Below are 26,193 nucleotides of genomic sequence, written 5' to 3' on the forward strand. Positions count from 1 at the left end.
GGATATCTGAAAGGCCAGCCATGCTGAACCAAGCGCCAGCCCCGACCGCGGATGAGATCACGCAGGTCATCGCCCCCCTGACCACGCTGGAGGGGCCATTGCTGCCCATGCTGCACGCGATTCAGGCGGAATGGGGGCATGTTCCGCAGGCTGCCGTGCCGGTTCTGGCCGACGTGCTGAACCTGGGGCGGGCCGAGGTTCATGGCGTCATCAGTTTCTACCACGATTTCCGCGATCACCCTGCCGGGAAACATGTCCTGAAAATCTGTCGGGCCGAGGCCTGTCAATCGGTCGGCGGCGCGGCCATGGCAGCGGGCGTGTTGGACCGGCTGGGCGTCGATTGGCATGGGACCACCCCCGACGGCGCGGTGACGGTGGAGCCGGTGTACTGTCTGGGCCTGTGCGCCTGCGGTCCGGCCGCCATGCTGGACGGACAACTGATGGGGCGGGTCGACGGCGATCGGTTGGTCAGCGCGCTGGAGGCGGCACGATGAGGATATTCGTTCCGCTGGACAGTGCCGCCAAGGCGCTGGGCGCCGATGCCGTCGACGATGCCCTGACGCAACAGATCGCCGCGCGCGGGCTGGACGCGCAGGTGGTGCGCAACGGATCGCGCGGCATGGTCTGGCTGGAACCGCTGGTCGAGATCGAGGCCGATGGCCAGCGTCTGGCATACGGTCCGGTGACGCCCGCCGATGTGGGCGCGCTGTTGGACGGCACGTTGCCGGGGCTGGGGCGGGTCGAGGACATTCCGTTCTTTGCCCGCCAGACGCGGCTGACCTTCGCGCGCTGCGGGCTGATCGACCCGCTGGATCTGGACGAATACGAACGCCATGGCGGTCTGGTTGGCTTGCGTCGTGCCATCGGCATGGACGGTGCCGCCATCGTGGCCGAGGTCACGGCCAGCGGGCTGCGCGGTCGCGGCGGGGCGGGCTTTCCGACCGGCATCAAATGGAAGACCGTGGCCGATGCCGTGGCAAATCAGAAATACATCGTCTGCAACGCCGATGAGGGCGACAGCGGCACATTCGCCGACCGGATGATCATGGAGGGCGATCCCTTTACCCTGATCGAGGGGATGGTGATCGCCGCGCTGGGGGTCGGGGCGACGCGCGGCTATGTCTATATGCGGTCGGAATATCCGGTGGCGATCGACGTGCTGGAACGCGCTGTCGTCATTGCGCGCCAGCGGGGCGTCCTGGGCGCGAATGTTCTGGGTTCGGGGCGGGCCTTTGAGTTGCAGGTTCGTGTGGGAGCAGGCGCCTATGTCTGCGGAGAGGAGACCAGCCTGCTGAACAGCCTGGAGGGCAAGCGCGGCACGGTGCGGGCGAAACCGCCGCTGCCCGCGCTGGAGGGGTTTCTGGGCAAGCCCACGGTGGTGAATAACGTGATCAGCCTAGCCACCGTGCCGGTGATCCTGGAACGCGGGGCCGCGTATTACGCCGATTTCGGGCTGGGCCGGTCGCGGGGGACGGTGACGTTGCAGATTGCCGGGAACGTCGCGCGTGGCGGGCTGTTCGAGACCGCGTTCGGGATGTCGCTGGGCGAGGTCGTGAACGACATCGGCGGCGGCACCGCGTCGGGGCGTCCGGTCAAGGCGGTGCAGGTGGGCGGACCGCTGGGTGCCTATATGCCCGTGTCGAAATTCGACACGCCGATGGGGTACGAGGATTTCGACGCCGCCGGGGGGCTGATCGGCCATGCCGGGTTGGTCGTGTTCGACGACAGCGCCGACATGATGCAGATGGCGCGGTTCGCGATGGAGTTCTGTGCGGTCGAAAGCTGTGGCAAATGCACGCCTTGTCGGATCGGCGCCGTGCGGGGGGTCGAGACCATCGACCGCATTGCCGCGGGCGACCCCGGTGCCACCGCCCTGCTGACCGATCTGTGCGAGACGATGAAGGATGGGTCGCTGTGTGCCCTGGGCGGGTTCACGCCCTATCCGGTCATGTCCGCACTGACGCAATTCCCCGACGATTTCGCCACCCACAAGGAGGCTGCGGAATGAAAGACTTCATCATCCCGGAATTCGCACCCGGCGACGACCGCGACATGGGTACGCCTGCGCGGAACGGCATGCCGGTGGCCCTGACCATCGACGGGTTCGCGGTGACGGTGCCCGAGGGGACGTCGGTCATGCGCGCCGCGATGATCGCGGGCATCGCCGTGCCCAAGCTGTGCGCCAGCGACAACCTGGAGGCCTTTGGGTCGTGTCGGTTGTGCGTCGTCGAGATCGAGGGGCGGCGCGGTACGCCCGCATCTTGTACGACCCCGGTGATCGAGGGGATGGTGGTTCACACCCAGTCGGCCAAAATCCGCAAGCTGCGCAAAGGGGTGATGGAGCTGTATATCAGCGATCACCCGCTGGACTGTCTGACCTGTTCGGCCAATGGCGATTGCGAACTGCAGGACACGGCGGGGCAGGTGGGTCTGCGCGACGTGCGCTATACGCCGGGCGACAACCATTTCGATCCGTCGGGGACGGGTGCGCGGTCGCAGGCCGAGGCAAAGCTGCGCGCGGGGCATGACAACCCGCAGTTCATCCCAAAGGACAACAGCAACCCCTATTTCACCTATGACCCCAGCAAGTGCATCGTCTGTTCGCGCTGTGTGCGTGCCTGTGACGAGGTGCAGGGGACATTTGCCCTGACCATCGAGGGGCGGGGTTTCGACAGCCGCGTCAGTGCCGGAACCAGCGCCGATGATTTCTTTTCCAGCGATTGCGTCAGCTGTGGTGCCTGCGTGCAGGCCTGCCCGACCGCGACCCTGCAGGAGAAGTCGGTGGCAGAGCTGGGCACGCCCACGCGGTCGGTCATCACCACCTGCGCCTATTGCGGCGTCGGCTGTAGTTTCAAGGCCGAGATGAACGGCGATCAGCTGGTGCGCATGGTCCCCTATAAGCATGGCAAGGCGAACCGCGGGCATAGCTGCGTCAAGGGGCGGTTCGCCTATGGCTATGCCGCGCATCAGGACCGCATCCTGAAGCCGATGATCCGCGAGCGGATCGAGGACCCGTGGCAGGAGGTCGAATGGGACGAGGCGCTGGCCTTTGCCGCCGACCGGATGCGCGGCATCCAGGAACGGCACGGGCGGCGGTCGGTGGGGGTCATCACGTCGTCGCGCTGCACCAATGAGGAAACCTATCTGGTCCAGAAGCTGACCCGTGCGGTGTTTTTGAACAACAACACCGACACCTGTGCACGGGTGTGCCATTCGCCCACGGGTTACGGGTTGGGCAAGACATTCGGCACGTCCGCAGGCACGCAGGATTTCGACAGCGTGGAACAGACCGACGTGGTGCTGATCATCGGGGCCAACCCGACGGACGGGCACCCCGTCTTTGCCAGCCGCCTGAAAAAGCGCCTGCGTCAGGGGGCCAAGCTGATCGTCGTCGACCCGCGCCGCACCGACATCGTGCGGTCCGCGCATGTCGAGGCGGCCCATCACCTGCCGCTGCGTCCGGGCACCAATGTCGCGGTGATCAGTGCCATGGCGCATGTGATCGTGACCGAGGGGCTGATGGACGAGGCCTATATCCGCGACCGCTGTGACTGGGACGAGTTCCAGCACTATGCCGAGTTCATCGCCGATCCCCGCCACGCCCCCGAGGCGACCGAGGCGCTGACTGGCGTTCCCGCCGCTGACCTGCGTGCCGCCGCAAGGTTGTTTGCGACGGGGGGCAATGGCGCGATCTACTACGGGCTGGGCGTGACGGAGCACAGTCAGGGGTCGACCACGGTCATGGCGATTGCCAACCTGGCGATGCTGACCGGCAATATCGGACGGCCCGGCGTGGGCGTGAACCCGCTGCGCGGTCAGAACAACGTGCAGGGCGCGTGTGACATGGGGTCGTTCCCGCACGAATTGCCCGGATACCGGCACGTCAAGATGCCCGACGTGCGCGCAGTCTTTGAGAACGCATGGGGGGTGCAGATCGACCCCGAGCCGGGCCTGCGCATTCCAAACATGCTGGATGCCGCGGTCGAGGGGACGTTCAAGGGCCTGTACTGTCAGGGAGAGGACATCCTGCAGTCGGACCCGGACACGCATCACGTGGCGGCGGGACTGGCGGCGATGGAATGTGTGATCGTCCATGACCTGTTCCTGAACGAGACGGCGAATTACGCGCATGTGTTCCTGCCGGGATCGTCGTTTCTGGAAAAGGACGGGACGTTCACCAACGCCGAACGCCGCATCAACCGCGTGCGCCGCGTCATGGCACCCCGCAACGGGTACGAGGACTGGGAGGTTACCCAGCTGTTGGCCAATGCGATGGGCGCAGGCTGGCATTACACCCACCCGTCCCAGATCATGGACGAGATCGCCGCGACCACGCCCAGTTTCGCCGGTGTCAGCTATGAACGGCTGGAGGAGTTGGGGTCCGTGCAATGGCCCTGCAACGAGGCCGCGCCGCTGGGCACGCCGCTGATGCATGTCGACGGGTTCCAATCGGGGCGCGGGCATTTCGTGATCACCGAATACATCCCGACCGACGAACGCACCGGGCCCCGGTTCCCGCTGTTGCTGACCACCGGGCGCATCCTGTCGCAATACAATGTGGGCGCGCAGACCCGGCGGACCGAGAACACCGCCTGGCACGGTCAGGACGTGCTGGAGGTCCATCCGCATGACGCCGAGACGCGCGGCATCAGTGACGGCGACTGGGTGCGGCTGGCCAGCCGGGCGGGGGAGACCACGCTGATGGTGACGCTGACCGAGCGTGTTGCACCAGGGGTGGTCTATACGACCTTCCACCATCCGGCGACGCAGGCTAACGTGGTGACGACCGATTTTTCGGACTGGGCGACGAATTGCCCGGAATACAAGGTCACCGCGGTGCAGGTCAGCCCCTCGAACGGTCCGTCGGACTGGCAGGAATGCTATCAGGCACAGGCCGAAAGGTCGCGGCGGATCCTGTCAGCCGCGGAGTGAACGATGAGCCTGCCCGACCCCACGACCCAGACCCCCGCCACCCATGTCCGCGCGACCAGTCGCGCGGAGGTGACCCGGACCCTGCCCGAGGAGGCGGCGGTGGCGATGGTCTATGGCGGATCGACGCAGGCCGTGATGATGGCAACGCCCGCGGATCTGGAGGATTTCGCCGTGGGCTTTTCCCTGACCGAGGGGATCGTGACCGATCCCGCCCAGATCGAGCGGCTGGAGGTTCTGGCCCACCCCAAGGGCGTCGAGGCGCAGATGTGGATCGCGGATGACCGCAGCGACGCCATGGCCGCGCGGCGTCGCTTTATGGCGGGACCCGTGGGTTGCGGGCTGTGCGGTATCGACAGCCTGGACGAGGCCGTGCGCGCGTTGCCGGACCTGTCGGGCGCTGGGCCGGTGCTGGACGCAGGCCAGATCGCGCGGGCGACCGACGATCTGCGCCGCTGGCAGCCGTTGCATGACCAGACGCGGGCGGTTCACGCGGCGGGCTTTCTGATCCCCGGTCAGGGGATCGTGCTGGCGCGCGAGGATGTGGGCCGCCACAACGCGCTGGACAAGCTGATCGGCGCGATGGCGCGGCAGGGTGTGGGTGCGGGGCAGGGGGCGTTCGTTCTGACCAGCCGCGTGTCGGTCGAGATGGTCCAGAAATGCGCGATTGCCGGGGGGGCGGTGCTGATCGCCGTATCCGCGCCCACCGCCCATGCGCTGCGTCTGGCGCAGGGGGCTGGCATCACGCTGGCGGCCTTTGCGCGCGGCGAGGGTTTCGATCTGTTTTCCCACCCCGAACGGCTGCGCGCCGAGGTGTCCGATGTCGCCTGACAAGATGGTTCTGATGGTCAACCAGATCGCCGGTTTCTTTGACACGCAGCCCGGTGGCGCGCCCGAGAAGATCGCCGCCCACCTGCGCGATTTCTGGGAGCCGCGGATGCGCGAACAGCTGATCGTGTTCGTGGGCAGCGGCGGGCAGGGGCTGAAACCGTCGGCCGAGGCAGCCGCCCGGTTGCTGTAGATGCAACCCTGTGGCGGGGTTGCGTGTTCGGTGGCCGACGCATGACGATCACGGCCGGGGGCAGTCCAGCGATGCAGCACAAGACCGACGGGTTCGACCTGGCCAGCGCCAAGGTCTGTGTGGTGATGAACCGCGGGTCGGGAAAAAAGAAGCACGCGGCCCTGCGCGAGGTTCTGAACCGGCGTCTGGCCCCGGCCTGCGGCAGCTTTGCGTTGCGCGAAAGCCGCAAGGGCAGCGACCTGCCCGCGATGGCGCGGGCGGTTGCGGCCGAGGGGTTCGATCTGGTCATCGCGGCCGGCGGCGACGGCACGCAATCGGCGGTCGCCGGGGCGCTGGCGGGCAGCGATGTGGCGATGGGCGTTTTGCCGGGCGGCACGTTCAACTATTTCGCGCGCGATCTGGGCGTGGGCGAAACCATCGATGATGCGCTGGATACGATCTTGGAGGCGCGGGTCGAGACGGTCGATGTGGGCGACGTGAATGATCTGATTTTCCTGAACAATGTCAGCCTTGGTGCCTATCCGCAGATCCTGAAGACGCGCGAAGGAATCTACCGGCGGTGGGGCCGGTCGCGGATGGCGGCCTATTGGTCGGTGATGGTCGCGCTGCGCCGCCTGCGCAGCCCGATGCAACTGGTCGCGCGGGTCGACGGACGCGAAAGCCGCTATACCAGCGCATTGGTGTTCGTGGCGCACAGCGCCTATCAGCTGAAGAGTTTCGGTCTGGAGGGCGCGGATGAGATCGAACGTGGCATGTTCGCGGTGCTGATCGCCAAGGCCAGGCGCCCCCTGCCGCTGATGCGGTCGGCCCTGCGCATGGCGATGGGCAAGAGCGCCAAGAACGATGATTTCGATCTGATCCTGACGGACGCGCTGACCATCGAGACGCCCGACCGTCGCCAGCTGGTCGCCCATGACGGTGAAAAGTCCACCCTGCAAAGCCCGTTCAGGTTCAAGGTCCGCCATGACGGCCTGCGCGTGCTGCTGCCCCGCGACGGGATCAGCAAGACCGAGCCGCTGAAGGCCTGACCCCCCGTGACGCGCATTCTGCACCTGACCGACCTGCATTTCGGATTTCACCGCGCCGCGCTGGAGGCGCCATTGTTGGCGCGGATCAGCGCGTTGCGGCCCGATCTGGTGGTGATCGGTGGCGACATCACGCATCGCGCGATGCCCACGCAGATGCGGCAGGCGCGCGCGTTTCTGGACCGGATCGAGGCGCCGCTGATCTGCATGCCGGGCAATCACGACGTTCCGGCGTGGAACTTGGTCGCGCGCATGTTTTGGCCGTTCGCAGGGTTCCGTGCGCATTTCGGGCCCGACCTGGCCCCGGTGGGCCGGGCGGGCGATGTCCGCGTCATGGCGCTGAACAGCACCGACCCCTATGCCTGGCAGCGCGGCAGGATCCGCGAGGGCGAAATTGGTCGCCTGATCGGCAATATCGACCCGATGGGGACGAACATCGTGGCGTTGCACCATCCGCTGCAACAGCTGCCGCGCGTGGACAAGGCCCCGGCCCGGCGCGCGTCCGAGGCGTTGTACCGGCTGGAGGCATCGGGCGTACAGGTGGTCCTGTCGGGGCACCTGCACCGGTGGGCGGTGGATGCGCTGTTGGAGACCGGGCGCCATCCGCGCGTGTTGCAGGTCCAGACCGGCACGGCGCTGTGCGCGCGCGTCACCGACGGGCAGAACGAGTTCGTGATGCTGGAGATAGACGGCGCCGACCTGCGGCTGGAACGGCATGTTGCGCCGATGGATCAGGACGGGTTCGGGCCACCCGAAATCGCGGGCTATAGCCGCGCGTCGGGCGTGTGGAGACGCGTTTAGGCGTTGAAATTGACGTTAAACACGCGTATTGGGACCGCAGTCACACGGGCGACATGGTCAGAACAGGCCGCATTCCAACGGGTCGGGCGTCACGCCGCGACCCTTTGGCGTTGCCCAAAGCGGCATCATAAAGACCGGCGGAGCCAACCGTCAGGCCGGAAAACAGACACAAAGGATAACTTACACGTATGTGCGCTAAAGCGACCATGGAGGAGTTCGAGGCCCTTCTGAATGAAAGCCTCGAGATTGACACCCCCGATGAGGGAAGCGTTGTCAAAGGCCGCGTCATTGCCATCGAGGCAGGACAGGCCATCATCGACGTCGGCTACAAGATGGAAGGCCGTGTCGATCTGAAAGAATTTGCCAATCCCGGCGAAGAGCCCAACATCAGCGTCGGTGACGAAGTCGAGGTCTATCTGGACCGCGTCGAGAACGCCCGCGGTGAAGCGTCGATCAGCCGCGAGAAGGCCCGCCGCGAGGAAGCCTGGGACCGTCTGGAGAAGGCCTACGAGAGCGAAGAGCGCGTCGAAGGCGCCATCTTTGGTCGCGTCAAGGGCGGCTTTACGGTCGATCTGGGTGGTGCTGTCGCCTTCCTGCCCGGTTCGCAGGTCGATGTGCGCCCCGTGCGCGATGCCGGGCCGCTGATGGGTCTGAAGCAGCCGTTCCAGATTCTGAAGATGGACCGTCGCCGCGGCAATATCGTCGTGTCGCGTCGCGCCATTCTGGAAGAGAGCCGCGCCGAACAGCGCGCCGAAGTCATTGCGAACCTGACCGAAGGTCAGTCGATCGATGGCGTGGTCAAGAACATCACCGAATACGGTGCGTTCGTTGATCTGGGCGGCGTCGACGGTCTGCTGCACGTCACCGACATGGCATGGCGCCGCGTCAACCACCCGTCCGAGATCCTGGCGATCGGTGAGACCGTCAAGGTCCAGGTCATCAAGATCAACAAGGACAGCCACCGCATCAGCCTGGGCATGAAGCAGCTGCAGGCCGATCCGTGGGATACCGTTGCGGACAAGTTCCCGATCGAGTCGGTCCATCAGGGTCGCGTCACCAACATCACCGACTATGGCGCATTCGTCGAGTTGGAGGCTGGTGTCGAAGGTCTGGTCCACGTCTCGGAGATGAGCTGGACCAAGAAGAACGTCCATCCGGGCAAGATCGTCTCGACCTCTCAGGAAGTCGAAGTGATGGTGCTGGAAATCGACGAAGCCAAGCGTCGCGTCTCGTTGGGTCTGAAGCAGACCATGCGCAACCCGTGGGAAGTGTTCGCCGAAACCCATCCGATGGGCACCGTCATCGAGGGCGAGGTCAAGAACATCACCGAGTTCGGTCTGTTCATCGGTCTGGACGGCGACATCGACGGCATGGTTCACCTGTCGGACATCAGCTGGGATGCCCGTGGTGAAGATGCGATCCAGGATTTCCGCAAGGGCGACGTCGTCAAGGCGGTCGTTCAGGACGTGGACGTCGAGAAAGAGCGCATCAGCCTGTCCATCAAGTCGTTGGAAAACGAGAACATGGCCGAGGCCGTTGATGGCGTGAAGCGTGGCACCATCGTCACCGCCGAAGTCACCGCGATCGAAGAGGGTGGCATCGAGGTCGAGTTCAACGGCGTCAAGTCGTTCATCCGCCGCAGCGATCTGGCCCGTGACCGCGCCGACCAGCGTCCCGAGCGTTTCAACGTCGGTGACAAGGTCGATGCCCGCGTGACCAACGTCGACACCAAGACCCGCCGCCTGGGTCTGTCGATCAAGGCACGCGAAATCGCCGAGGAAAAAGAAGCCATCGACACCTATGGCAGCTCGGATTCGGGCGCGTCGTTGGGCGACATTCTTGGTGCGGCACTGAACCGCAACAGCTGATCGGACCCGTCCGGTCGATCCTTGCCCGCCCCGGTTCGTCCGGGGCGGGCTTTTTCTTGCTCAGACCCCGGGGCTTGGGCGCCATCCCGCTTGCGCGATCGCGGCAAAGCTGGCAACGCTATGAAACCAGTGACTTCTATCGGGCGTTGAGGGAAGCATGAGGGCCGGTATTGCGCCGGTCACGCGTCTTGGCGTGCTGACTTTGACGGCAGGAAGACCCGTCCAATTGGGGAAATACATGATCCGGTCCGAACTGATCCAGAAGATCTCAGATGAGAACCCGCACCTGTTCCGACGCGACGTAGAGCGGATCGTGAACACGATATTCGAGGAGGTCATCGACGCGATGGCACGTGGAGACCGGGTCGAATTACGCGGGTTCGGCGCTTTTTCGGTGAAAAAGCGGGATTCCAGGACCGGACGCAATCCACGCACAGGCGAATCGGTCGAAGTTGACGAGAAACACGTCCCGTTCTTTAAGACCGGCAAGCTGCTGCGCGATCGCCTGAACGGCGACGCCTGAAGCGTCTGTTTCCGGGCATATCGCCCGTTCGCAATATCGAGGACTGTCAATGCGCTTCATCCGTCTGATCTTCATCGCTGCCCTGGCGCTTTTGCTGGTGGGCATTGCCTTGGCGAACCGTGAGATGGTCACGTTGTTCCTGTTCCCGGCCAATTTCGGGCAGTATCTGGGGGGGACATGGTCGTTGACCCTGCCGCTGTTCCTGGTGATTTTTGTGGCATTTGCATTGGGTATGTTGGCCGGCCTGGTCTGGGAGTGGCTGCGCGAGGCGCATATCCGCCGCGAGGCCCGTCAGCGCAATGCAGAGGTCGTGCGCCTGGAGGGTGAGGTTGACCATCTGCGTGATCGCCACGCAGCCCCGCGCGACGATGTTCTAGCGATCCTGGACGAGCCTGCCCGCACCAATCATGCGGGCCTGCCTGCGGGCCGCTGACCGATGGCGGACGTCAAGATTTGCGGCTTGTCCGACCCACGCCACGTCGCCGCGGCGGTGGATGCCGGAGCGCGGTTTTTGGGGTTTGTTTTCTATCCCAAGTCGCCCCGCGCGGTTACGGCCGACGAGGCTGCCCTGCTGTTTGCCGACGTTCCTGTTGGCGTTGCGCGGGTAGGATTGTTCGTAGACCCATCGGACGACCTGTTGAGTGATGTTCTGGCCGTCGCCGGGTTGGATATCATTCAGCTGCATGGTCACGAGACCGTGGAGCGGGTGGCAGAGGTCAAAACCTTGACTGGTCTGCCCGTCATGAAGGCTGTAGGCCTGTCCGGGCCAGCCGACCTGCCGCAGCTGATGGATTATAGTTTGGTGGCGGACATGCTGTTGGTGGACGCGAAACCTCCTGCGAATGCCGATTTGCCGGGAGGAAACGGGTTGGCATTTGACTGGCGTTTGCTGGTCGGGCGGCACTGGTTGCGCCCGTGGATGCTGGCAGGCGGGCTTACTCCGGCAAACGTTGCCGAGGCGGTGCGTCTGACGGGTGCGGCGGTCGTTGACGTCAGTTCGGGCGTGGAAAGTGCCCCGGGCGTCAAGGACGTTGCGCTGATCCGGGCGTTCGTAGAGGCAGCCCGGGAGTGATTCACGGCGGTGTTGCGCAGCGTTCGCCCGTGGTGTTGCGTGGATTAAGGTGTTGATATTAATGCGTATTACGTTAGAATTTGCACGCATAGGTTTAGTCGTTGACTTTACGAACGCTCTAAAGTAGAACTTGTACATGCTGGAAGAGGTGGGCAAGCGGCCGGGGGAAACCCTTGGGCCGCTTTTTTCGTCTCTTGGCTCGTGCGGACAGGAACACGAGGCGGGGCAAAGTGCATGAACGATATGGAATGGGGCGGGGTCGGTAACACCGACGGACCTTTCGTGACCGGAACCCATCCTGAAAAGGTGGGATTCACGATGCCCGAAATCGCCGAGGGTGAGGATGAGATTGACGTCCTGCGCTGGCTGTTCTGGGATTACGTCAAGGATCTGCGGGGGCACCAAGCCGAGCTTGAGGCGCTCAAGTCCGGGGAACTTGACCCGGCCAAGCTGAAAAAGGCCATGGAGACGGCAAAGACGGTCCGCGAGGCCGTCCAGCTGCTGATGGCGGAAAGGATCAAGGTTGACAAACTTCGCAAGGACATCGCGGGCGGCGTCGGAGGGGGAAGCCTTGACCTCGGCGCCGCACGAGACGAGATCGGGCGCCGCCTGGCTTGCCTCCGCCGGGCCGGAGGAGGTTGAGGAATTTCTGGGCGGGCTGTCGCAGAACGCGTTGATGAGCCTGCCCTGGCTGTTCGAGTTCTGGGCTTTGCCGCACCAGTTGCCCCCCGAGGGCGATTGGAAAAGCTGGGTGATCATGGGCGGACGCGGCGCGGGCAAGACCCGCGCCGGGTCGGAATGGGTTCGCGGCCTGGTCGAGGGGCCCACGGCTGCCGCACCCGGAAAGTGCCATCGCGTGGCGCTGGTCGGAGAGACATTCGATCAGGTGCGCGAGGTTATGGTGTTCGGTGAAAGCGGCATTCTGGCCTGTTCGCCGCCCGACCGACGGCCCATCTGGGAGGCCGGGCGCAAACGTCTGGTCTGGGCCAACGGCGCCACGGCCACCGTTTATAGCGCGCATGAGCCGGAGGCTTTGCGCGGTCCGCAGTTCGATGCGGCCTGGGTGGACGAGTTGGCCAAGTGGAAAAAGGCCGAGGATGTCTGGGACATGTTGCAGTTTGCGCTGCGGCTTGGAGAGCATCCCCAGCAGGTCGTTACGACCACGCCGCGCAATGTCGGCGTGCTGAAGCGCATTTTGGGCAACGCCAGCACGGTCGTGACCCATGCGCCGACGGATGCGAACCGGGCCTATCTGGCCGAGAGTTTCCTGGCCGAGGTGCAGACCCGCTATGGCGGCACCCGGTTGGGGCGGCAGGAGCTGGACGGCGTGCTGCTGGACGATGTCGAGGGGGCGTTGTGGACGACCGCGATGCTGGAAGGCGCGCGGGTGGCCGCGGTCCCCAAGCTGGACCGGATCGTCGTTGCGGTCGATCCATCGGTGACCGGTGGGCGGGCCAGCGACGAATGCGGCATCGTGGTCGCAGGTGTCGTCACGCAGGGTGAGCCAAAGGATTGGCGCGCCTATGTGCTGGAGGATGCCAGCGTCCGGGGCGGGCCCACCGATTGGGCGCGCGCCGCGATCGCCGCGATGGATCGCCATGGTGCCGAGAAATTGGTGGCCGAGGTGAACCAGGGCGGCGATCTGGTCGAGAGCGTGGTGCGCCAGATCGATCCGTTGGTGCCGTTCAAGGCGCTGAGGGCGTCGCGCGGCAAGGGTCTGCGGGCCGAGCCCGTCGCCGCGCTGTATGAACAGGGGCGCGTCAAGCATCTGAAGGGTGCGTTGGGCACCCTGGAGGACCAGCTGTGCCAGATGACGGTACGCGGGTTCGAGGGGCGTGGCAGTCCCGACAGGCTGGACGCGCTGGTCTGGGCGATCCACGAGCTGATGATCGAACCCGCAACCGGGTGGCGCAGGCCGCAGATGCGGCGATTGTAACCGGGTCCGAGAGTTCGGACCGACAAAGGGCCGTCCCGATGGGGCGGTCCTTTTGCATGGCTGAGGCATGGAGGCGAGCATGGCGTTTCGATTGTTTTCGCGGGAGGAGAAATCATCCCCCGCGCCAGAGAGGAAGGCCAGTGCCACGGGCCGGGTCGTGGCATTCGCCAGCGGCTCGGGACGCGCCGTCTGGTCGGCCAGAGATACGGGCACGCTGACGCGGAGCGGGTTCATGGGGAACCCGGTCGGTTTCCGCAGCGTGCGTCTGATCGCCGAGGCCGCAGCGGCGGTGCCGATGATCTGCGCGGATCGCGAGCATCGTTATGAGGTGCATCCGGTGCTGGACCTGCTGCGCCGGCCCAATCCGGGTCAGGGCCGGGCGGAGCTGTTCGAGGCGCTGTTCGGGCAGATTCTGTTGTCCGGCAACGGCTATCTGGAGGCGGTGGGTGGTGACGACACCGGCATTCCGGAGGAGTTGCACGTCCTGCGGTCGGATCGCATGAGCGTGGTGCCCGGGGCGGACGGCTGGCCCGTCGCCTATGAGTACGCCGTAGGGGGGCGCAAGCACCGGTTCGACATGACCGGCAGCCCCGATCCGATCTGCCACGTCAAGGCGTTCCACCCCCAGGACGACCATTACGGCCTGTCACCGATGCAGGCCGCCGCCGTCGCGCTGGACGTACACAACAGCGCCAGCGCCTGGTCCAAGGCGCTGCTGGACAACGCGGCGCGGCCCAGTGGTGCGATCATCTACAAGGGTGTCGACGGGCAGGGGGTGCTGAGCCCTGAGCAATACGACCGCCTGGTGGGCGAGATCGAGATGAACCATCAGGGCGCACGCAACGCGGGCCGTCCGATGCTGCTGGAGGGGGGGCTGGATTGGCGTCCCATGGGTTTCAGCCCGTCCGACATGGAGTTTCACGAGACCAAGCTGTCGGCGGCGCGGGAGATCGCGCTGGCATTCGGCGTGCCGCCCATGCTGTTGGGCATACCCGGCGACGCAACGTACGCGAACTATGCCGAGGCGCATCGGGCGTTCTATCGCCTGACGGTTCTGCCGCTGGTCAGCCGGGTGTCGGCATCGGTCGCATGGTGGCTGTCCGAGCATCTGGGTGCCGAGATCGAGCTGCGGCCCGATCTGGACCAGATCCCCGCCCTGGCGGACGAGCGCAACCAGCAATGGGCCCGCATCAGCGGCGCAAGCTTTCTGACGGATGCGGAAAAGCGCGCGCTGTTGGGATTGCCGCCCGTGGACGGGGCGTGAGGCATGGAGGGGTCGCGTTTCGTCAAGGACGGGCTGTGGCACGACACGCGTCTTGAGGCGCAGGAGCGGATCATGGCGCTGCAATTCGGTCAGGTCGAAAGGCGCCTGGAGCGGATCGAGGCGATGATCGAGGGACTGGAGCGGCGCCTGTGGATGACGGTCTATGGCGTGGTCGCCGTGATCCTGACGCAGGCCATCCAGGGAATTCTAGAATATGCGCCGAAAGGAGGCTGAAGGATGGTTCCGGGTCTGGAGATGAAATTCGCGGGCGGTCCGCCCGTGCTGACCGACGGTCAGGTGATCGAGGGCTATGCCAGCCTGTTCGGGCTGACCGACCAGGGGGGCGACGCGGTCCTGCCGGGGGCGTTTGCCGCGTCCCTGGGGCGGATCGCGGCCCGCGGCGACAAGGTGCGGATGCTGTGGCAGCACGACCCGACCCGACCCATCGGGGTCTGGGACGAGGTGCGTGAGGACGGCAAGGGCCTTTGGGTCAAGGGCCGTCTGCTGCCCGACGTGGCGCAGGCCCGCGAGGCGGCGGCGCTGATCCAGGCCGGTGCGATCGACGGGCTGTCCATCGGCTATCGCACCCTGCGGGCCGAACGCGACAAGGCCGGGCGGCGCGTGCTGGCCGAGGTCGAGCTGTGGGAGGTGTCGTTGGTGACGTTTCCGATGCTGGCAGAGGCCAAGGTGGACCGCAAGGACACGGATGCGCTGCACGAGGTCGCAGCCCTGTTCGTCCAGGCGGCCGAGGCGCTGCGGCGCGCATGAGATTTCGGACCGGGTGCGCCCGGTCCGCAACCAGGTTCGGACCAGCCCCGCGCGGGCGGTCCGACGACAGGGGCGCGGCCCCGATCACCGTGACGAGGAGAAGACCATGACCGAGGTGAAGGCCGCGGGCGGCGGCGACATGCCGACCGACCTGAAGGGGGCCATGATGGGGTTCGTCAGCGAACTCAAAGGCTTTCGTGAAAATATTCAAACCAAGCTCAATGCACAGGAACAGCGTATGACCATGATCGACCGCAAGACCGCCCTGCGGGGCCGCGCGCCCCTGTCCGCCACCGCAGAGGTCGAGGTGCCCCACCAGAAGGCGTTCAACGCCTATCTGCGCAGCGGCGACGATGACGGCCTGCGCGGCCTGGCCATCGAGGAAAAGGCGTTGTCGGTTGCCAGCGACGGCGGCTTTCTGGCCGCGCCCAAGGTCGCCGAGACGGTGCAGAACACGCTGCATTCCACCACGTCGCTGCGCCGTCTGGCCAATGTCGTGACCATCGAGGGCAGCGTCTATGAGGCTCTGGTCGAGCGTGGCGACATGGGCGCGGGTTGGGCAACCGAGGCGGCCACGGTCGACAGCGCCAATTCGACCCTGGACCGCATTGCGATCCCGGTGCACGAGCTGGCCGCGATGCCCCGTGCCAGCCAGCGCCTGCTGGACGACGCGGCATTTGACGTCGAGGGCTGGCTGGCCGAGCGGATTGCCGAAAAGTTCGCACGTTCGGAGGCCAACGCGTTCCTGCGCGGCGACGGCGTCGACAAGCCGCGCGGCGTGCTGACCTATCCGACCGCACCCGTCGCGACCGCAACCACGGCCCAGGTCGGTTTTGTCACCAGCGGCGCGGCCGGCGATTTTGCGGTAACCTCGCCGATGGATTGCCTGATCGACCTGATCTATGCGTTGGGTGCACAGTACCGGGCAAATGCCACGTTCCTGATGAACTCCAAGACCGCGGCGCGGGTGCGCAAGATGAAGGATGCCGACGGCCGGTTCCTGTGGACCGATGCGCTGAGCGTGGGTCAGGTGCCCCAGCTGCTGGGTTATCCGGTGATGATCAGCGAGGACATGCCGGACTTGGCAACCAGTTCGTTCTCGGTCGCATTCGGCGATTTCCGCGCCGCCTATACGATCGTCGAGCGTCCCGACCTGCGCGTGCTGCGTGACCCGTTCAGCGCCAAGCCGCACGTCCTGTTCTATGCCACCAAGCGCGTCGGCGGCGGAATCACCGATTTCCGCGCCGTCAAGCTGCTGCGCTTCGTCTGATCCCTACGGGGATCAAACGAGGGTGGGGCGCGCCTGATGCCGGGCATTCCGGTTTAGCAACTGTCCGCGCGCGCTGATGGCTGGCGTGCGGCGCGCCTCGTTTCCCTTTGCCTGCGATACAGCCGGTGCCCCGTTCGGGGGCCCTGGCATTGGTGGAACATGCGGACGGCACGACGGGAGGTTCGCAACATGATGCTGATAGAGGAAACGGCGCCCGCGGCGGAGGCGCTGCCGGTGGCCGCCCTGCGCGCGCATTTGCGTCTGGCCCAAGGGTTCGAAGGGCCTGATGACGACGCCGAGACGGCGGCTCTGACGGGCTTCCTGCGTGCCGCGATCGCTACGATCGAGGGGCGCACCGGCAAGGTGCTGCTGAAACGGCGGTTCCGGATGCAACTGGATGACTGGCGCGACCGGCTTGGCCAATCGCTACCCCTGGCGCCGGTGCATTCGGTTGAACAGATACAGATCGACGATGGAGACGGAACACTGACCCTGTTGCCCCACGAGGGCTGGAGGCTGGTGCCCGACGGGCAGCGGCCTGCGATCCTGCCTACCGGGGTCGTGCTGCCGTCGATCCCGCGTCGCGGGTCGGTCACCGTGACGTTCCTGGCGGGATTTGGTGATGCCTGGTCCGAGGTGCCTGCTGATCTGGCGCAGGCGGTCATCCTGTTGGCGGCACGCTATTATGACGACCGAAGCCAGGACGGGCTGCGTCACGCGCTGCCTTTCGGCGTCAGTGCGCTGATCGAAAGATGGCGTGCGGTCCGCACCCTGGCCGGGCGCGGCAACCGGGAGTGGCGCTGATGGCCGCCCCCGACCTGGCGACCCGGCTGGCACTGGAGACGTCCGATCGCATTGCGGACGGTCTTGGCGGGTATGAGACGCGATGGCGACAGCTGGGCTGGCTCTGGGCTCAGATGGAGGCGCGGTCTGGACGCGAACAAGGGACCGGCGCCGGGATGATCAGCGTCGTCCAATGGCGCATCACGTTGCGCGGCGCACCGGTGGGCAATGCCCGCCGACCGCGGCCAGGACAGCGGCTGCGCCAAGGCTCCCGGCTGTTTCTGATCGAGGCGGTCGCGGAAAGCGATCCGTCTGGCCGATATCTGGATTGCTATGCGCGCGAGGAGGATCTGACATGAGCTATGGGGCAGGTGTCGCCTTGCAGGCGGCCGTCTATCAGCAGTTGCGCACGGACGAGGCGCTGGCGGACCTGGTGGGCGACGCGATTTTCGACGCGATGCCCGTGACGGCGCCAAGCGGAATCTATGTCTCGCTTGGTCCCGAAGAGGTGCGCGACGCCAGCGATTCAACTGCTCGCGGGTCGCGGCATGATTTCGTGATTTCGGTCATGGCGGGCAGCGACAGCGGCGCGGGCTTTGGTGCGGTCAAGGCGGCGGCCGTCGCGGTCGCCGATGCGCTGGAGGCGGGCGGAATGGTGCTGTCGCGCGGCCAGCTGGCGGGGTTGTGGTTCCTGCGCGCAACCGCGCGCCGGGTGAAAAGTGGCGCAGCACGTCAGGTCGACCTGACGTTTCGCGCGCGCATCGATCTGAATTGAGGAGATGAGACAATGGCTGTGCAAAGCGGACGTGATTTGCTGATCAAGATGGACATGTCGGGCAACGGCACGTTCGAGACCGTGGCAGGCCTGCGTGCAACGCGCCTGTCATTCAACGCCGACACCGTTGATGTGACCAGCATGGACAGCACCGGCGGCTGGCGCGAACTGCTGGGTGGGGCTGGCGTTCGCAGCGCGTCGATCGCGGGGTCGGGCGTGTTCCGTGACGAGGCCACGGACGGGCGCGCGCGCCAGGCGTTCTTTGACAGCGAGATCCCGCTGTTTCAGGTCATCATCCCGGATTTCGGGACCGTCGAGGGGCGGTTCCAGATCACCGGCCTGGAATATGCGGGCAGCCACGACGGAGAGGCGACCTATGAGATGTCGCTGGCCTCGGCCGGGGCACTGACGTTCATGGCGCTGTGATGGCCAACCCCATGCGCGGCGAGGTGTCGCTGATGCTGGACGGTCAGCCGCATGTTGCGCGGCTGACCCTGGGCGCCCTGGCTGAACTGGAAGCGCATCTGGAGGTAGATGGGCTGACCGGGCTGGTCGCGCGTCTGGACGCCGGGCGCCTTTCCAGCCGCGAGATCTTGGCGGTTCTGGTGGCCGGGCTGCGCGGAGGCGGCTGGAGGGGGCAGGCTGGCGATCTGATTGCGGTGCAGATCGACGGTGGCCCGCTGGAGGCCGCCCGCATCGCGGCGCGCCTGCTGGTGCTTGCCTTTCGGGCGCCTGCATGACCGGGCGCGGGGGGGGACTGGACTGGGCCGGGCTGATGCGGGCAGGTCTGCAGGGCCTGCGGCTGCATCCCGACCAGTTCTGGACGCTGACCCCGGCAGAGCTGGGGCTGATGCTGGGTATGGGGCCGACGGCCCCCCGCATGACGCGTGACCGGCTGGCCGACCTTGCGGCCCGATATCCCGATGCGCCCGCACCCGCGGGCGCGGACTTGGCTGAAACGACGGGGAACCATCAAGATGACGACACGTGAGGGAACCGGCGCTGCGCTGGACCAACTGGATGAGGACCTGGGTCGCAATTCCCGCATGACGCAGGAGTTCCAGGCCGAACTGGGACGGCTGCGCCAGTCGATGCTGTTCACCTCGCGCGAGGTCGGCACCCTGTCTTCGGGACTGGAACGCGGTTTGGGGCAGGCCATCGACGGACTGGTCCTGGACGGCGGCAAGCTGTCTGATGCGCTGAAGTCGATCGGGCAGTCGCTGGCGGATACGGTTTACGGCATCGCGATGAAGCCGGTCGAGAACGCATTGGCGGGCTCCATTGCCGGAGGCATCGGCGGGATGCTGGGTGGGGTGATGCCCTTTGCCAAGGGCGGCGCGTTCGCGAACGGCCGCACGATGGCCGGCGACGTAGTGTCCGAACCGACCGCATTTCCGATGCGTGGCGGACAGGGTCTGATGGGCGAGGCGGGACCGGAGGCGATCATGCCGCTGCGGCGCGGCCCGGACGGCAAGCTGGGCGTCGCATCTGCCGGTGGCGGGGGGGCGGTCAACGTGACGTTCAATATCCAGACCCCCGACGTGACAGGGTTCCAGCGCAGCCAGTCGCAGATCGCGGCGCAGATGTCGCGCGTGCTGGCACGTGGCGACCGCAACAGTTGAGAGGAAGCGACAGATGGCCTTTCACGAGGTGAGATTTCCGACGAACCTGTCCTTTGGCGCCATCGGCGGGCCCGAGCGGCGCACCGAGATCGTGTCCCTGGCCAGCGGGTTCGAAGAGCGAAACACGCCATGGGCCCATGCCCTGCGCCGATTTGATGCGGGAATGGGGCTGCGGTCGCTGGATGACCTGTCCGACGTCATCGCATTTTACGAGGCGCGGGCAGGTCAGCTGCACGGCTTTCGCTGGAAGGACTGGTCCGACTACAAAAGCTGCCTTCCGTCCGCAGCTCCGGCGTTCGGCGATCAGGTTATCGCCGCGGGTGACGGCCGGACACGCGTGTTTGCGTTGTCGAAAGCCTATCGTTCCGGGGCGACCGTTTATCGCCGTCCTGTAATCAAGCCGGTCCAAGGATCTGTTCGCGCGGGGATTGGGGGTGCCGAGGTCTTTTTGGGCATCAACTATGCCGTTGATCACGCTAACGGTACCATCGTTTTTGATGAAGCACCGGAGACCGGCGCAGATATTTCTGCCGGGTTCGAATTCGACGTCCCGGTTCGGTTCGACACGGACCGCATCGCGGTGTCCGTTGCGTCGTTCCAGGCGGGTCAGGTGCCAGACATTCCGGTGGTTGAGGTGCGGGTATGACGACGACGACGCTTGCCCGTGCCTGGTCGTTGCGCCGCGCCGATGGGCTGACGCTTGGCTTTACCGATCACGACCAACGGCTGATCTTTGGCGGGGTGACCTTCAGGCCCGATCGCGGCCTGACAGCACGTGCGCTGGTGCAGGGCACCGGCCTGTCGGTCGACAACTCCGAAGCGGTTGGTGCCCTCAACGACGACGCGATCACCGAACGCGACCTGATGGCGGGTCGTTGGGATCAGGCGGAACTGCGTATGTGGGAGGTCGACTGGTCCGAGGTCGCCAGCCGCAGATTGGTGTTCCGCGGGTCGTTGGGCGAGGTGTCGCGCGCAAACTGTGCCTTTCGGACAGAGCTTCGCGGCCTGTCCGAGGCGTTGAATGCGCCACAGGGGCGTGTCTATCACCCTCGGTGCAGTGCGCGTGTTGGTGACGGTGCCTGCCAGGTCGACCTGCTGACGGAAACCCTGAGCGTGGTTCGTCCGGTGCAGGCAATGGATGACGGGCGCGTGTTCACCTTTACAGCGTTTCCAGCGTTCGATGCGGCGTGGTTCGATCATGGCCGCCTGGAGGTTCTGTCAGGGACCGCGCAGGGTCTGCACGGCGCAATCAAGAACGATACCGCGCGACCCGGCGGGCAACGGATCATCGAATTATGGTCCGCCCTGGGCATCCTGCCCACGACCGGCGATCAAGTTCGGCTGACTGCGGGCTGCGACAAGGCGGCGGACACCTGTCGATTGAAGTTCGGAAATCACCTAAATTTTCGTGGATTTCCACATCTGCCGTCCGAGGACTGGCTGATGGCCCCACAGGCCGGGCGTCGGAATGGATAGCGCGGTTGTCGACGCGGCCCGGCTGTGGCTTGGCACGCCCTATGTCCATCAGGCCAGCGTGCGGGGCTGCGGTGCCGATTGCCTGGGGCTGATCCGGGGGGTGTGGCGGGACCTGCGCGGCGCCGAGCCGGAGGTGCCCCCCGCCTATACCGCGGATTGGGCTGAATGCGGCAGCACCGAGGTGCTGCTGTCCGCGGCAATGCGCCATTTGTGCCCGGTCGGTGATGCCGACTGGCTGCCGGGGCAGGTGTTGCTGTTTCGGATGCGTCAGGGCGCAATCGCCAAGCATCTGGGTATCCTGTCAGCCGCCGGCGATGCCCCCCGTTTCGTGCATGCCTATACCGGCCACGGTGTCATCGACAGTCCGCTGACCCCGCCGTGGCAATCCAGGATCGTGGCGCGGTTCCGCTTTCCCTGACCAATTCGAACGAAGGAGGCCCTTATGGCCACGATTGTCCTGTCTGCCGTGGGTGCATCGCTTGGCGGAGGTTTCGGAGGGGCGGTCCTCGGGTTGTCGGGTGCCGTCCTGGGCCGCGCGGCGGGTGCCGTCGTGGGTCGCGCCATCGACCAGCGTCTGCTGGGTGGAGGCGCGAAGGCTGTCGAGACGGGCCGCATCGACCGCCTGCGCATCCAGACCGCCGGGGAGGGCATGGCCATCCCTCGGATTTGGGGCCAGATGCGCGTGCCGGGGCACGTGATCTGGGCATCTGACCTTGAGGAGGTCGTGCGATCCGAAAACGCGGGTGGGGGCAAGGGCGCGCCCAGCACGCAAGTGACGCAGATCAGCTATCGCCTGTCCGTGGCCATTGCGCTGGCCGAAGGTCCGATCCTGTCGGTGGGGCGGGTCTGGGCCGATGGCGAGGAGATCGCGCAGGCCGATCTGAACATGCGCATCTATCGCGGCGGCGAGGCGCAGATGCCCGACCCCGTCATCGCGGCCATCGAGGGCGATGCGGCGCCTGCCTATCGCGGAACGGCCTATGTCGTGTTGGAAGCCCTGAGCCTTGAGCGGTGGGGCAACCGCATGCCGCAGTTGAGCTTTGAGGTGACCTGCCCGGCGCGGGACGGAAGTGGTCTGTCGCGCGACGTGCGCGCCGTTGCCCTGATCCCGGGCACTGGAGAATATTCGCTGGCCACCACGCCTGTCACCGAAAGCGGCGACCTGGGTGAGAGCCGTAGCTTCAATACAAACACGCCGATGGGTGGGACCGACTTTAGCGCATCTTTGGACGTGCTGGGGCGTGAACTGCCGAACGTCGGGTCGGTGTCGCTGGTCGTGTCATGGTTTGGCAGCGATTTGCGAATCGGCCAGTGCCGCGTCGAACCCAAGGTGGAATATCGTGAGGTCGACGGCGCGGAAATGCCTTGGCGCGCTGGTGGAATTTCGCGTGCCGAAGCCGGCGAAGTGTCGCGCAAGGATGGCCGTCCGATTTACGGCGGCACACCGTCCGACAGGTCGGTGATCGAGGGATTGCGGGCATTGTCTGCGTCCGGTCGCAAGGCGATCTTCTATCCCTTCATCTTGATGGAGCAATTGGGCGGGAACGGGTTGGTCGACCCCTATGGTGCGACCGAACAGCCCGTCATGCCTTGGCGTGGCCGCATCACGACCAATATCGCACCCGGCAGGCCCGGCACGACCGACGGTACGGCAGCCGCGGTCGATGAGGTCGAGGCATTCTTTGGATCGGCCGCGCCTAGTGATTTCGCGCGAAGTGGAGAGACAGTTACGTATTCGGGACCGGCAGAATGGTCCTATCGTCGGTTCATCCTGCACTATGCGCATGTCTGCGCGGCTGCCGGCGGAATCGATGCGTTTCTGATCGGGTCGGAAATGGTCGCAATGACCCAGATCCGTGGTCCGGCAAACAGCTATCCAGCTGTCGCGGCATTGCGCAGGCTGGCCGCGGATGTCCGCGCCATTCTGGGGCCGGGTGTCAAGATCGGGTATGCCAGCGACTGGTCCGAGTATTTCGGCCACCACCCCGGAAACGGCGCTCTGTTCTTCCATCTCGACCCGCTGTGGGCAGACCCGAACATCGATTTCATTGGTATCGACAACTATATGCCGCTGTCGGACTGGCGCGATGGCGACGACCATCTGGACGCCGCATGGGGGCGGATCGACAACATCGCCTATCTTTGCGCGAATGTTGCCGGGGGCGAGGGCTATGACTGGTTCTATGCCAGCGACGCCGATCGTCTGGCACAGACGCGGACGCCCATCACCGACGGTGCGTATGACGAGGCGTGGGTCTGGCGGTACAAGGATCTGACAAGCTGGTGGCAGAATCTGCACTTTGATCGTCCCGGTGGCGTCCGACAGGCCGAAGCGACGGCATGGGTGCCTGGGTCCAAGCCGATCTGGTTTACCGAATTCGGGTGTGCTGCGTTGGACAAGGCCACGAACCAGCCGAACAAGTTTCTGGACGCGATGTCGTCAGAAAGCATGCTGCCGCATTTTTCGAACGGTACACGCAACGACGCGATCCAGGCAGCCTATGTCGAGGCGATCATGGGGCATTGGCGTGATCCTGCGAACAATCCGGTCAATGCAGACGGCATGCGGATGTTGGATGTCGACCGTGCGCATGTGTGGTGCTGGGACGCACGTCCTTATCCCGCCTTTCCAGGGCGGGGCGACCTGTGGTCGGACGGTCCGGCATGGGATCGGGGCCACTGGCTGAATGGCCGCGCCGGCGCGGTCACGCTGCGCGCTGTGGTGGGCGATATCTGCCGCGACGCCGGAGTGACGGCGATCGATGTGTCGACGATATCTGGAGTGGTGCGCGGATACGCGCTGCAGGGGTCCGAGTCTGGGCGCGCTGCCTTGCAACCCCTGATGCTGGCGCACGGGTTCGACGCTGTTGAACGTGACGGGGTGTTGAAGTTCATCGCCCGTGACGGGTTGGCGCGGATGGTGATCGGGCCTGATGATCTGGCGATCGCGGGTGATGTGACCGGGTTCGAGACAGTTCGACAGATGGAATCCGCGAATATTGGTCAGTTGCGGCTGAGCCATGTCGCTGCGGGCGGTGATTACGGCGTGGCCACGGCCGAGGCCAGCCTGACGGACATCGATCGTCGTGCTGTGTCGGAAAGCGAATTGGCCATGGTGCTTACACGTCCCGAAGGGCGGCTCATCACCGACCGGTGGATTGCAGAGGCCGAGGTTGCGCGTGACACTGCACGGTTCGCGTTGCCGCCGTCCCGTGCGGATCTTGGGCCTGGCGATGTCGTTCTTACGCAAATGCCGGGGCAGGAAAACCGCCGCTGGAGGATTGACCGCGTCGAACGGTCAGGTGCGATCACAGTTGATGCCGTAAGGGTCGATCCGGGTCTGTACACGCCGCGCCTTGCACATCAGGATCAGGGCGGGATTGGGCTGTATCTGCCGCCGATGCCCGTATTCCCCGTATTCATGGATCTGCCGCTGCTGCGCGGGGACGAGGTTCCTTATGCGCCGACGCTGGCGGTTGCAGCTCATCCGTGGCCCGGATCGGTCGCGGTTTATGGCTCGGCCGAGGCCGAGGGCGGGTTCGATCTGAACCTGATGCTTCAGCGCCGTGCCCTGATCGGGCGGACGTTGACGCCCCTGGGACGTGCAAGCCCTGGCGTGATCGATCGGGGCGACCCGTTGCAAGTGCGGATCATCCGCGACCCGTTGCGGTCGGTTACCGAACGGGCGTTGTTGTCGGGTGGCAACGCGATGGCGATCGGCGATGGCAGTATCGACCGATGGGAGATCATCCAGTTCGCTGACGCTGAACTGGTAGGACCAGATATCTGGCAGATAAGCCGGAGGTTGCGCGGACAGGCTGGTACCGATGCGGTCATGCCGGATGTGTGGCCCAGTGGAAGTCTGATCGTGCTGCTGGATGGCGGTCCTCGTCAGCTTGATCTGGCACCGTCGACCCGTGGGCAGGAGCGATTCTGGCGGATTGGTCCTGCCCTTCGGGCGCCCGACGACGCAAGTTATCGCAGTCGCACGACAGTCGCACCCGGGATCGGGTTGCGGCCCTATGCCCCGTGCCATCTTCGGGTTCAGGGCGATGAGGTCACCTGGATCCGCCGCAGCCGGCTCGACGGCGATGGCTGGGATGGTGCCGACATCCCGTTGGGCGAAGATTCGGAGCGTTACCTGATACGCATCAGCCAGTCGGGGCAGGTCGTCACCGAGGCACAGACCCAGACCCCGTCGTGGACCATAACCGCGACTGTGCGCGACCGGCTGCAGCCGGGATCGGTCATCATCGAGGTGGCCCAATTGTCGCAGACCTTCGGGAGCGGCCCCTTTGCAAGGAGTGAATTCGATGCCCAGTGAGACCAGCCGCCTTCAAATGTCCCTGTTGCAGCCCGCTCAGGCGCAAAAGCACGTCACCGTTAACGAGGCGCTGATGCGGCTGGACGGTATGGTCAACCTCGTGTTGCAGAGCGTTTCGACGTCCACGCCACCGCTGGCGGTTCTGGACGGACAGTGCTGGGGAGTTCCCGCCGCGCCCTCCGGAAGCTGGGTGGGGCAAGCCGGGCGTATTGCCGTCGGTTCAAATGGCGGATGGGTCTTTCTGCGACCCGCCCGCGGCATGCGCGCGTTTGTCGCTGACATGGGGCTGGAGGCCACTCATGACGGGACGGGTTGGATTGTTGGCGCGCTGAGCGTCGGCAGCCTTGGATCTGGCCTGATCGCGGGAATGGCCGAAGGCGAGGTTGTTCTTGGCTCTGGCGGCAGCTTCGTGTCGAACATCTTCATTCCCGCTGGCGCATTGGTGATCGGTGCCGTTGGCCGGGTGACCGAGGCGCTTACGGGGCCCGCGACCAGCTGGCGCCTTGGCACGGCGGGGGCGTTGGATCGTTTTGGCCAAGGCCTGGGCAAACAGCAGGGTTCGTGGGCGCGGGGAATGCTGGGATCGCCCATGGCCTACTATCAGGCGGACCCGCTGGTCGTGACGTCCGAAGGGGGCACATTCACGGGTGGACGTATCTCTGTGGCGGTGCATTGGCTGGAAATGCGACTGCCGAGCTGATCGCTTGGGCCTGCCCGTCTTTTCCCGGACCGCTTT

General features: G+C 65.4%; 29 protein-coding genes. All 29 read left to right on the plus strand.

Features of this window, described 5'->3' with window-relative positions; translation table 11 throughout:
- Positions 1-20 precede the first annotated feature (20 nt).
- The 29 genes from ACJJVR_RS13415 (at position 21) to ACJJVR_RS13555 (ending at position 26,157) form a co-directional block, all read left to right on the plus strand.
- A complete protein-coding gene (locus tag ACJJVR_RS13415; protein WP_405405280.1) occupies positions 21-494 on the plus strand; it encodes a formate dehydrogenase subunit gamma in 474 nt (157 codons plus the stop codon).
- Positions 491-2,008, plus strand: a complete 1,518-nt coding sequence (locus tag ACJJVR_RS13420; RefSeq protein WP_405405281.1) for a formate dehydrogenase beta subunit — start codon at positions 491-493, stop codon at positions 2,006-2,008. Before ACJJVR_RS13415 ends, ACJJVR_RS13420 begins: the two co-directional genes overlap by 4 nt.
- Positions 2,005-4,932: a formate dehydrogenase subunit alpha gene (fdhF, locus tag ACJJVR_RS13425; protein WP_405405282.1), complete on the plus strand. Its 2,928-nt coding sequence runs from the start codon at positions 2,005-2,007 to the stop codon at positions 4,930-4,932. The genes ACJJVR_RS13420 and fdhF overlap by 4 nt, the downstream gene beginning before the upstream one ends.
- 3 nt (positions 4,933-4,935) lie before the next feature.
- On the plus strand, positions 4,936-5,760 hold the full coding sequence (fdhD, locus tag ACJJVR_RS13430) for a formate dehydrogenase accessory sulfurtransferase FdhD (protein ID WP_405405284.1): 825 nt from the start codon (positions 4,936-4,938) through the stop codon (positions 5,758-5,760).
- A gap of 4 nt (positions 5,761-5,764) precedes the next feature.
- Positions 5,765-5,950: a formate dehydrogenase subunit delta gene (locus tag ACJJVR_RS13435; RefSeq protein WP_405405285.1), complete on the plus strand. Its 186-nt coding sequence runs from the start codon at positions 5,765-5,767 to the stop codon at positions 5,948-5,950.
- A gap of 71 nt (positions 5,951-6,021) precedes the next feature.
- On the plus strand, positions 6,022-6,978 hold the full coding sequence (locus ACJJVR_RS13440) for a diacylglycerol/lipid kinase family protein (RefSeq protein ID WP_405405287.1): 957 nt from the start codon (positions 6,022-6,024) through the stop codon (positions 6,976-6,978).
- A 6-nt stretch (positions 6,979-6,984) separates the two neighbouring features.
- On the plus strand, positions 6,985-7,776 hold the full coding sequence (locus tag ACJJVR_RS13445) for a metallophosphoesterase family protein (protein WP_405405288.1): 792 nt from the start codon (positions 6,985-6,987) through the stop codon (positions 7,774-7,776).
- 188 nt (positions 7,777-7,964) lie between these two features.
- Positions 7,965-9,644: a 30S ribosomal protein S1 gene (gene rpsA / locus ACJJVR_RS13450; protein WP_405405290.1), complete on the plus strand. Its 1,680-nt coding sequence runs from the start codon at positions 7,965-7,967 to the stop codon at positions 9,642-9,644.
- A gap of 238 nt (positions 9,645-9,882) precedes the next feature.
- The gene (gene ihfB / locus ACJJVR_RS13455; RefSeq protein WP_045999360.1) at positions 9,883-10,167 is read left to right on the plus strand and encodes an integration host factor subunit beta; all 285 of its coding nucleotides are present in this window, start codon (positions 9,883-9,885) and stop codon (positions 10,165-10,167) included.
- Positions 10,168-10,216: 49 nt separating this feature from the next.
- Positions 10,217-10,600, plus strand: a complete 384-nt coding sequence (locus ACJJVR_RS13460) for a lipopolysaccharide assembly LapA domain-containing protein (protein ID WP_405405291.1) — start codon at positions 10,217-10,219, stop codon at positions 10,598-10,600.
- Positions 10,601-10,603: 3 nt separating this feature from the next.
- Positions 10,604-11,239: a phosphoribosylanthranilate isomerase gene (locus tag ACJJVR_RS13465; RefSeq protein ID WP_405405292.1), complete on the plus strand. Its 636-nt coding sequence runs from the start codon at positions 10,604-10,606 to the stop codon at positions 11,237-11,239.
- A gap of 234 nt (positions 11,240-11,473) precedes the next feature.
- Entirely contained in the window at positions 11,474-11,881 is a 408-nt protein-coding gene (locus tag ACJJVR_RS13470; protein ID WP_405405293.1) for a permease, read from the plus strand.
- A gap of 34 nt (positions 11,882-11,915) precedes the next feature.
- On the plus strand, positions 11,916-13,175 hold the full coding sequence (locus tag ACJJVR_RS13475; RefSeq protein ID WP_405405428.1) for a DNA-packaging protein: 1,260 nt from the start codon (positions 11,916-11,918) through the stop codon (positions 13,173-13,175).
- A gap of 79 nt (positions 13,176-13,254) precedes the next feature.
- The gene (locus ACJJVR_RS13480) at positions 13,255-14,439 is read left to right on the plus strand and encodes a phage portal protein (protein WP_405405295.1); all 1,185 of its coding nucleotides are present in this window, start codon (positions 13,255-13,257) and stop codon (positions 14,437-14,439) included.
- 3 nt (positions 14,440-14,442) lie between these two features.
- Positions 14,443-14,673 carry a hypothetical protein gene (locus tag ACJJVR_RS13485; RefSeq protein ID WP_405405296.1) on the plus strand — a complete coding sequence of 77 codons (231 nt, stop codon included), beginning with the start codon at positions 14,443-14,445 and terminating at the stop codon, positions 14,671-14,673.
- 3 nt (positions 14,674-14,676) lie between these two features.
- Positions 14,677-15,207 carry an HK97 family phage prohead protease gene (locus ACJJVR_RS13490; protein WP_405405297.1) on the plus strand — a complete coding sequence of 177 codons (531 nt, stop codon included), beginning with the start codon at positions 14,677-14,679 and terminating at the stop codon, positions 15,205-15,207.
- Between the two features lie 106 nt (positions 15,208-15,313).
- A complete protein-coding gene (locus ACJJVR_RS13495; protein ID WP_405405298.1) occupies positions 15,314-16,477 on the plus strand; it encodes a phage major capsid protein in 1,164 nt (387 codons plus the stop codon).
- Positions 16,478-16,666: 189 nt separating this feature from the next.
- Entirely contained in the window at positions 16,667-17,281 is a 615-nt protein-coding gene (locus ACJJVR_RS13500; RefSeq protein ID WP_405405299.1) for a hypothetical protein, read from the plus strand.
- Complete coding sequence (locus tag ACJJVR_RS13505) at positions 17,281-17,619, plus strand: head-tail adaptor protein (protein ID WP_405405302.1); 339 nt, start codon at positions 17,281-17,283, stop codon at positions 17,617-17,619. The genes ACJJVR_RS13500 and ACJJVR_RS13505 overlap by 1 nt, the downstream gene beginning before the upstream one ends.
- Positions 17,616-18,035, plus strand: a complete 420-nt coding sequence (locus ACJJVR_RS13510; RefSeq protein ID WP_405405304.1) for a DUF3168 domain-containing protein — start codon at positions 17,616-17,618, stop codon at positions 18,033-18,035. The genes ACJJVR_RS13505 and ACJJVR_RS13510 overlap by 4 nt, the downstream gene beginning before the upstream one ends.
- A gap of 12 nt (positions 18,036-18,047) precedes the next feature.
- Positions 18,048-18,461: a phage major tail protein, TP901-1 family gene (locus ACJJVR_RS13515; protein ID WP_405405305.1), complete on the plus strand. Its 414-nt coding sequence runs from the start codon at positions 18,048-18,050 to the stop codon at positions 18,459-18,461.
- Positions 18,461-18,775: a gene transfer agent family protein gene (locus ACJJVR_RS13520; protein ID WP_405405306.1), complete on the plus strand. Its 315-nt coding sequence runs from the start codon at positions 18,461-18,463 to the stop codon at positions 18,773-18,775. Before ACJJVR_RS13515 ends, ACJJVR_RS13520 begins: the two co-directional genes overlap by 1 nt.
- Positions 18,772-19,026, plus strand: coding sequence for a rcc01693 family protein (locus ACJJVR_RS13525; protein ID WP_405405308.1), 255 nt, complete (start codon positions 18,772-18,774; stop codon positions 19,024-19,026). Before ACJJVR_RS13520 ends, ACJJVR_RS13525 begins: the two co-directional genes overlap by 4 nt.
- On the plus strand, positions 19,013-19,657 hold the full coding sequence (locus ACJJVR_RS13530; RefSeq protein ID WP_405405309.1) for a phage tail tape measure protein: 645 nt from the start codon (positions 19,013-19,015) through the stop codon (positions 19,655-19,657). The genes ACJJVR_RS13525 and ACJJVR_RS13530 overlap by 14 nt, the downstream gene beginning before the upstream one ends.
- Positions 19,658-19,670: 13 nt before the next feature.
- Positions 19,671-20,303: a TIGR02217 family protein gene (locus ACJJVR_RS13535; protein ID WP_405405310.1), complete on the plus strand. Its 633-nt coding sequence runs from the start codon at positions 19,671-19,673 to the stop codon at positions 20,301-20,303.
- Positions 20,300-21,133 carry a DUF2163 domain-containing protein gene (locus tag ACJJVR_RS13540; RefSeq protein ID WP_405405311.1) on the plus strand — a complete coding sequence of 278 codons (834 nt, stop codon included), beginning with the start codon at positions 20,300-20,302 and terminating at the stop codon, positions 21,131-21,133. The genes ACJJVR_RS13535 and ACJJVR_RS13540 overlap by 4 nt, the downstream gene beginning before the upstream one ends.
- Positions 21,126-21,551: a peptidase gene (locus ACJJVR_RS13545; protein ID WP_405405313.1), complete on the plus strand. Its 426-nt coding sequence runs from the start codon at positions 21,126-21,128 to the stop codon at positions 21,549-21,551. Before ACJJVR_RS13540 ends, ACJJVR_RS13545 begins: the two co-directional genes overlap by 8 nt.
- A 24-nt stretch (positions 21,552-21,575) precedes the next feature.
- On the plus strand, positions 21,576-25,457 hold the full coding sequence (locus ACJJVR_RS13550) for a glycoside hydrolase/phage tail family protein (protein WP_405405314.1): 3,882 nt from the start codon (positions 21,576-21,578) through the stop codon (positions 25,455-25,457).
- Positions 25,447-26,157 (plus strand): DUF2793 domain-containing protein, encoded by a 711-nt coding sequence (locus tag ACJJVR_RS13555; protein ID WP_405405315.1) that lies wholly within the window; start codon positions 25,447-25,449, stop codon positions 26,155-26,157. Before ACJJVR_RS13550 ends, ACJJVR_RS13555 begins: the two co-directional genes overlap by 11 nt.
- Positions 26,158-26,193: the final 36 nt, after the last annotated feature.

The organism is Paracoccus sp. Ld10, from assembly GCF_045064235.1.
In the GTDB taxonomy this organism is placed as follows: Bacteria; Pseudomonadota; Alphaproteobacteria; order Rhodobacterales; family Rhodobacteraceae; genus Paracoccus.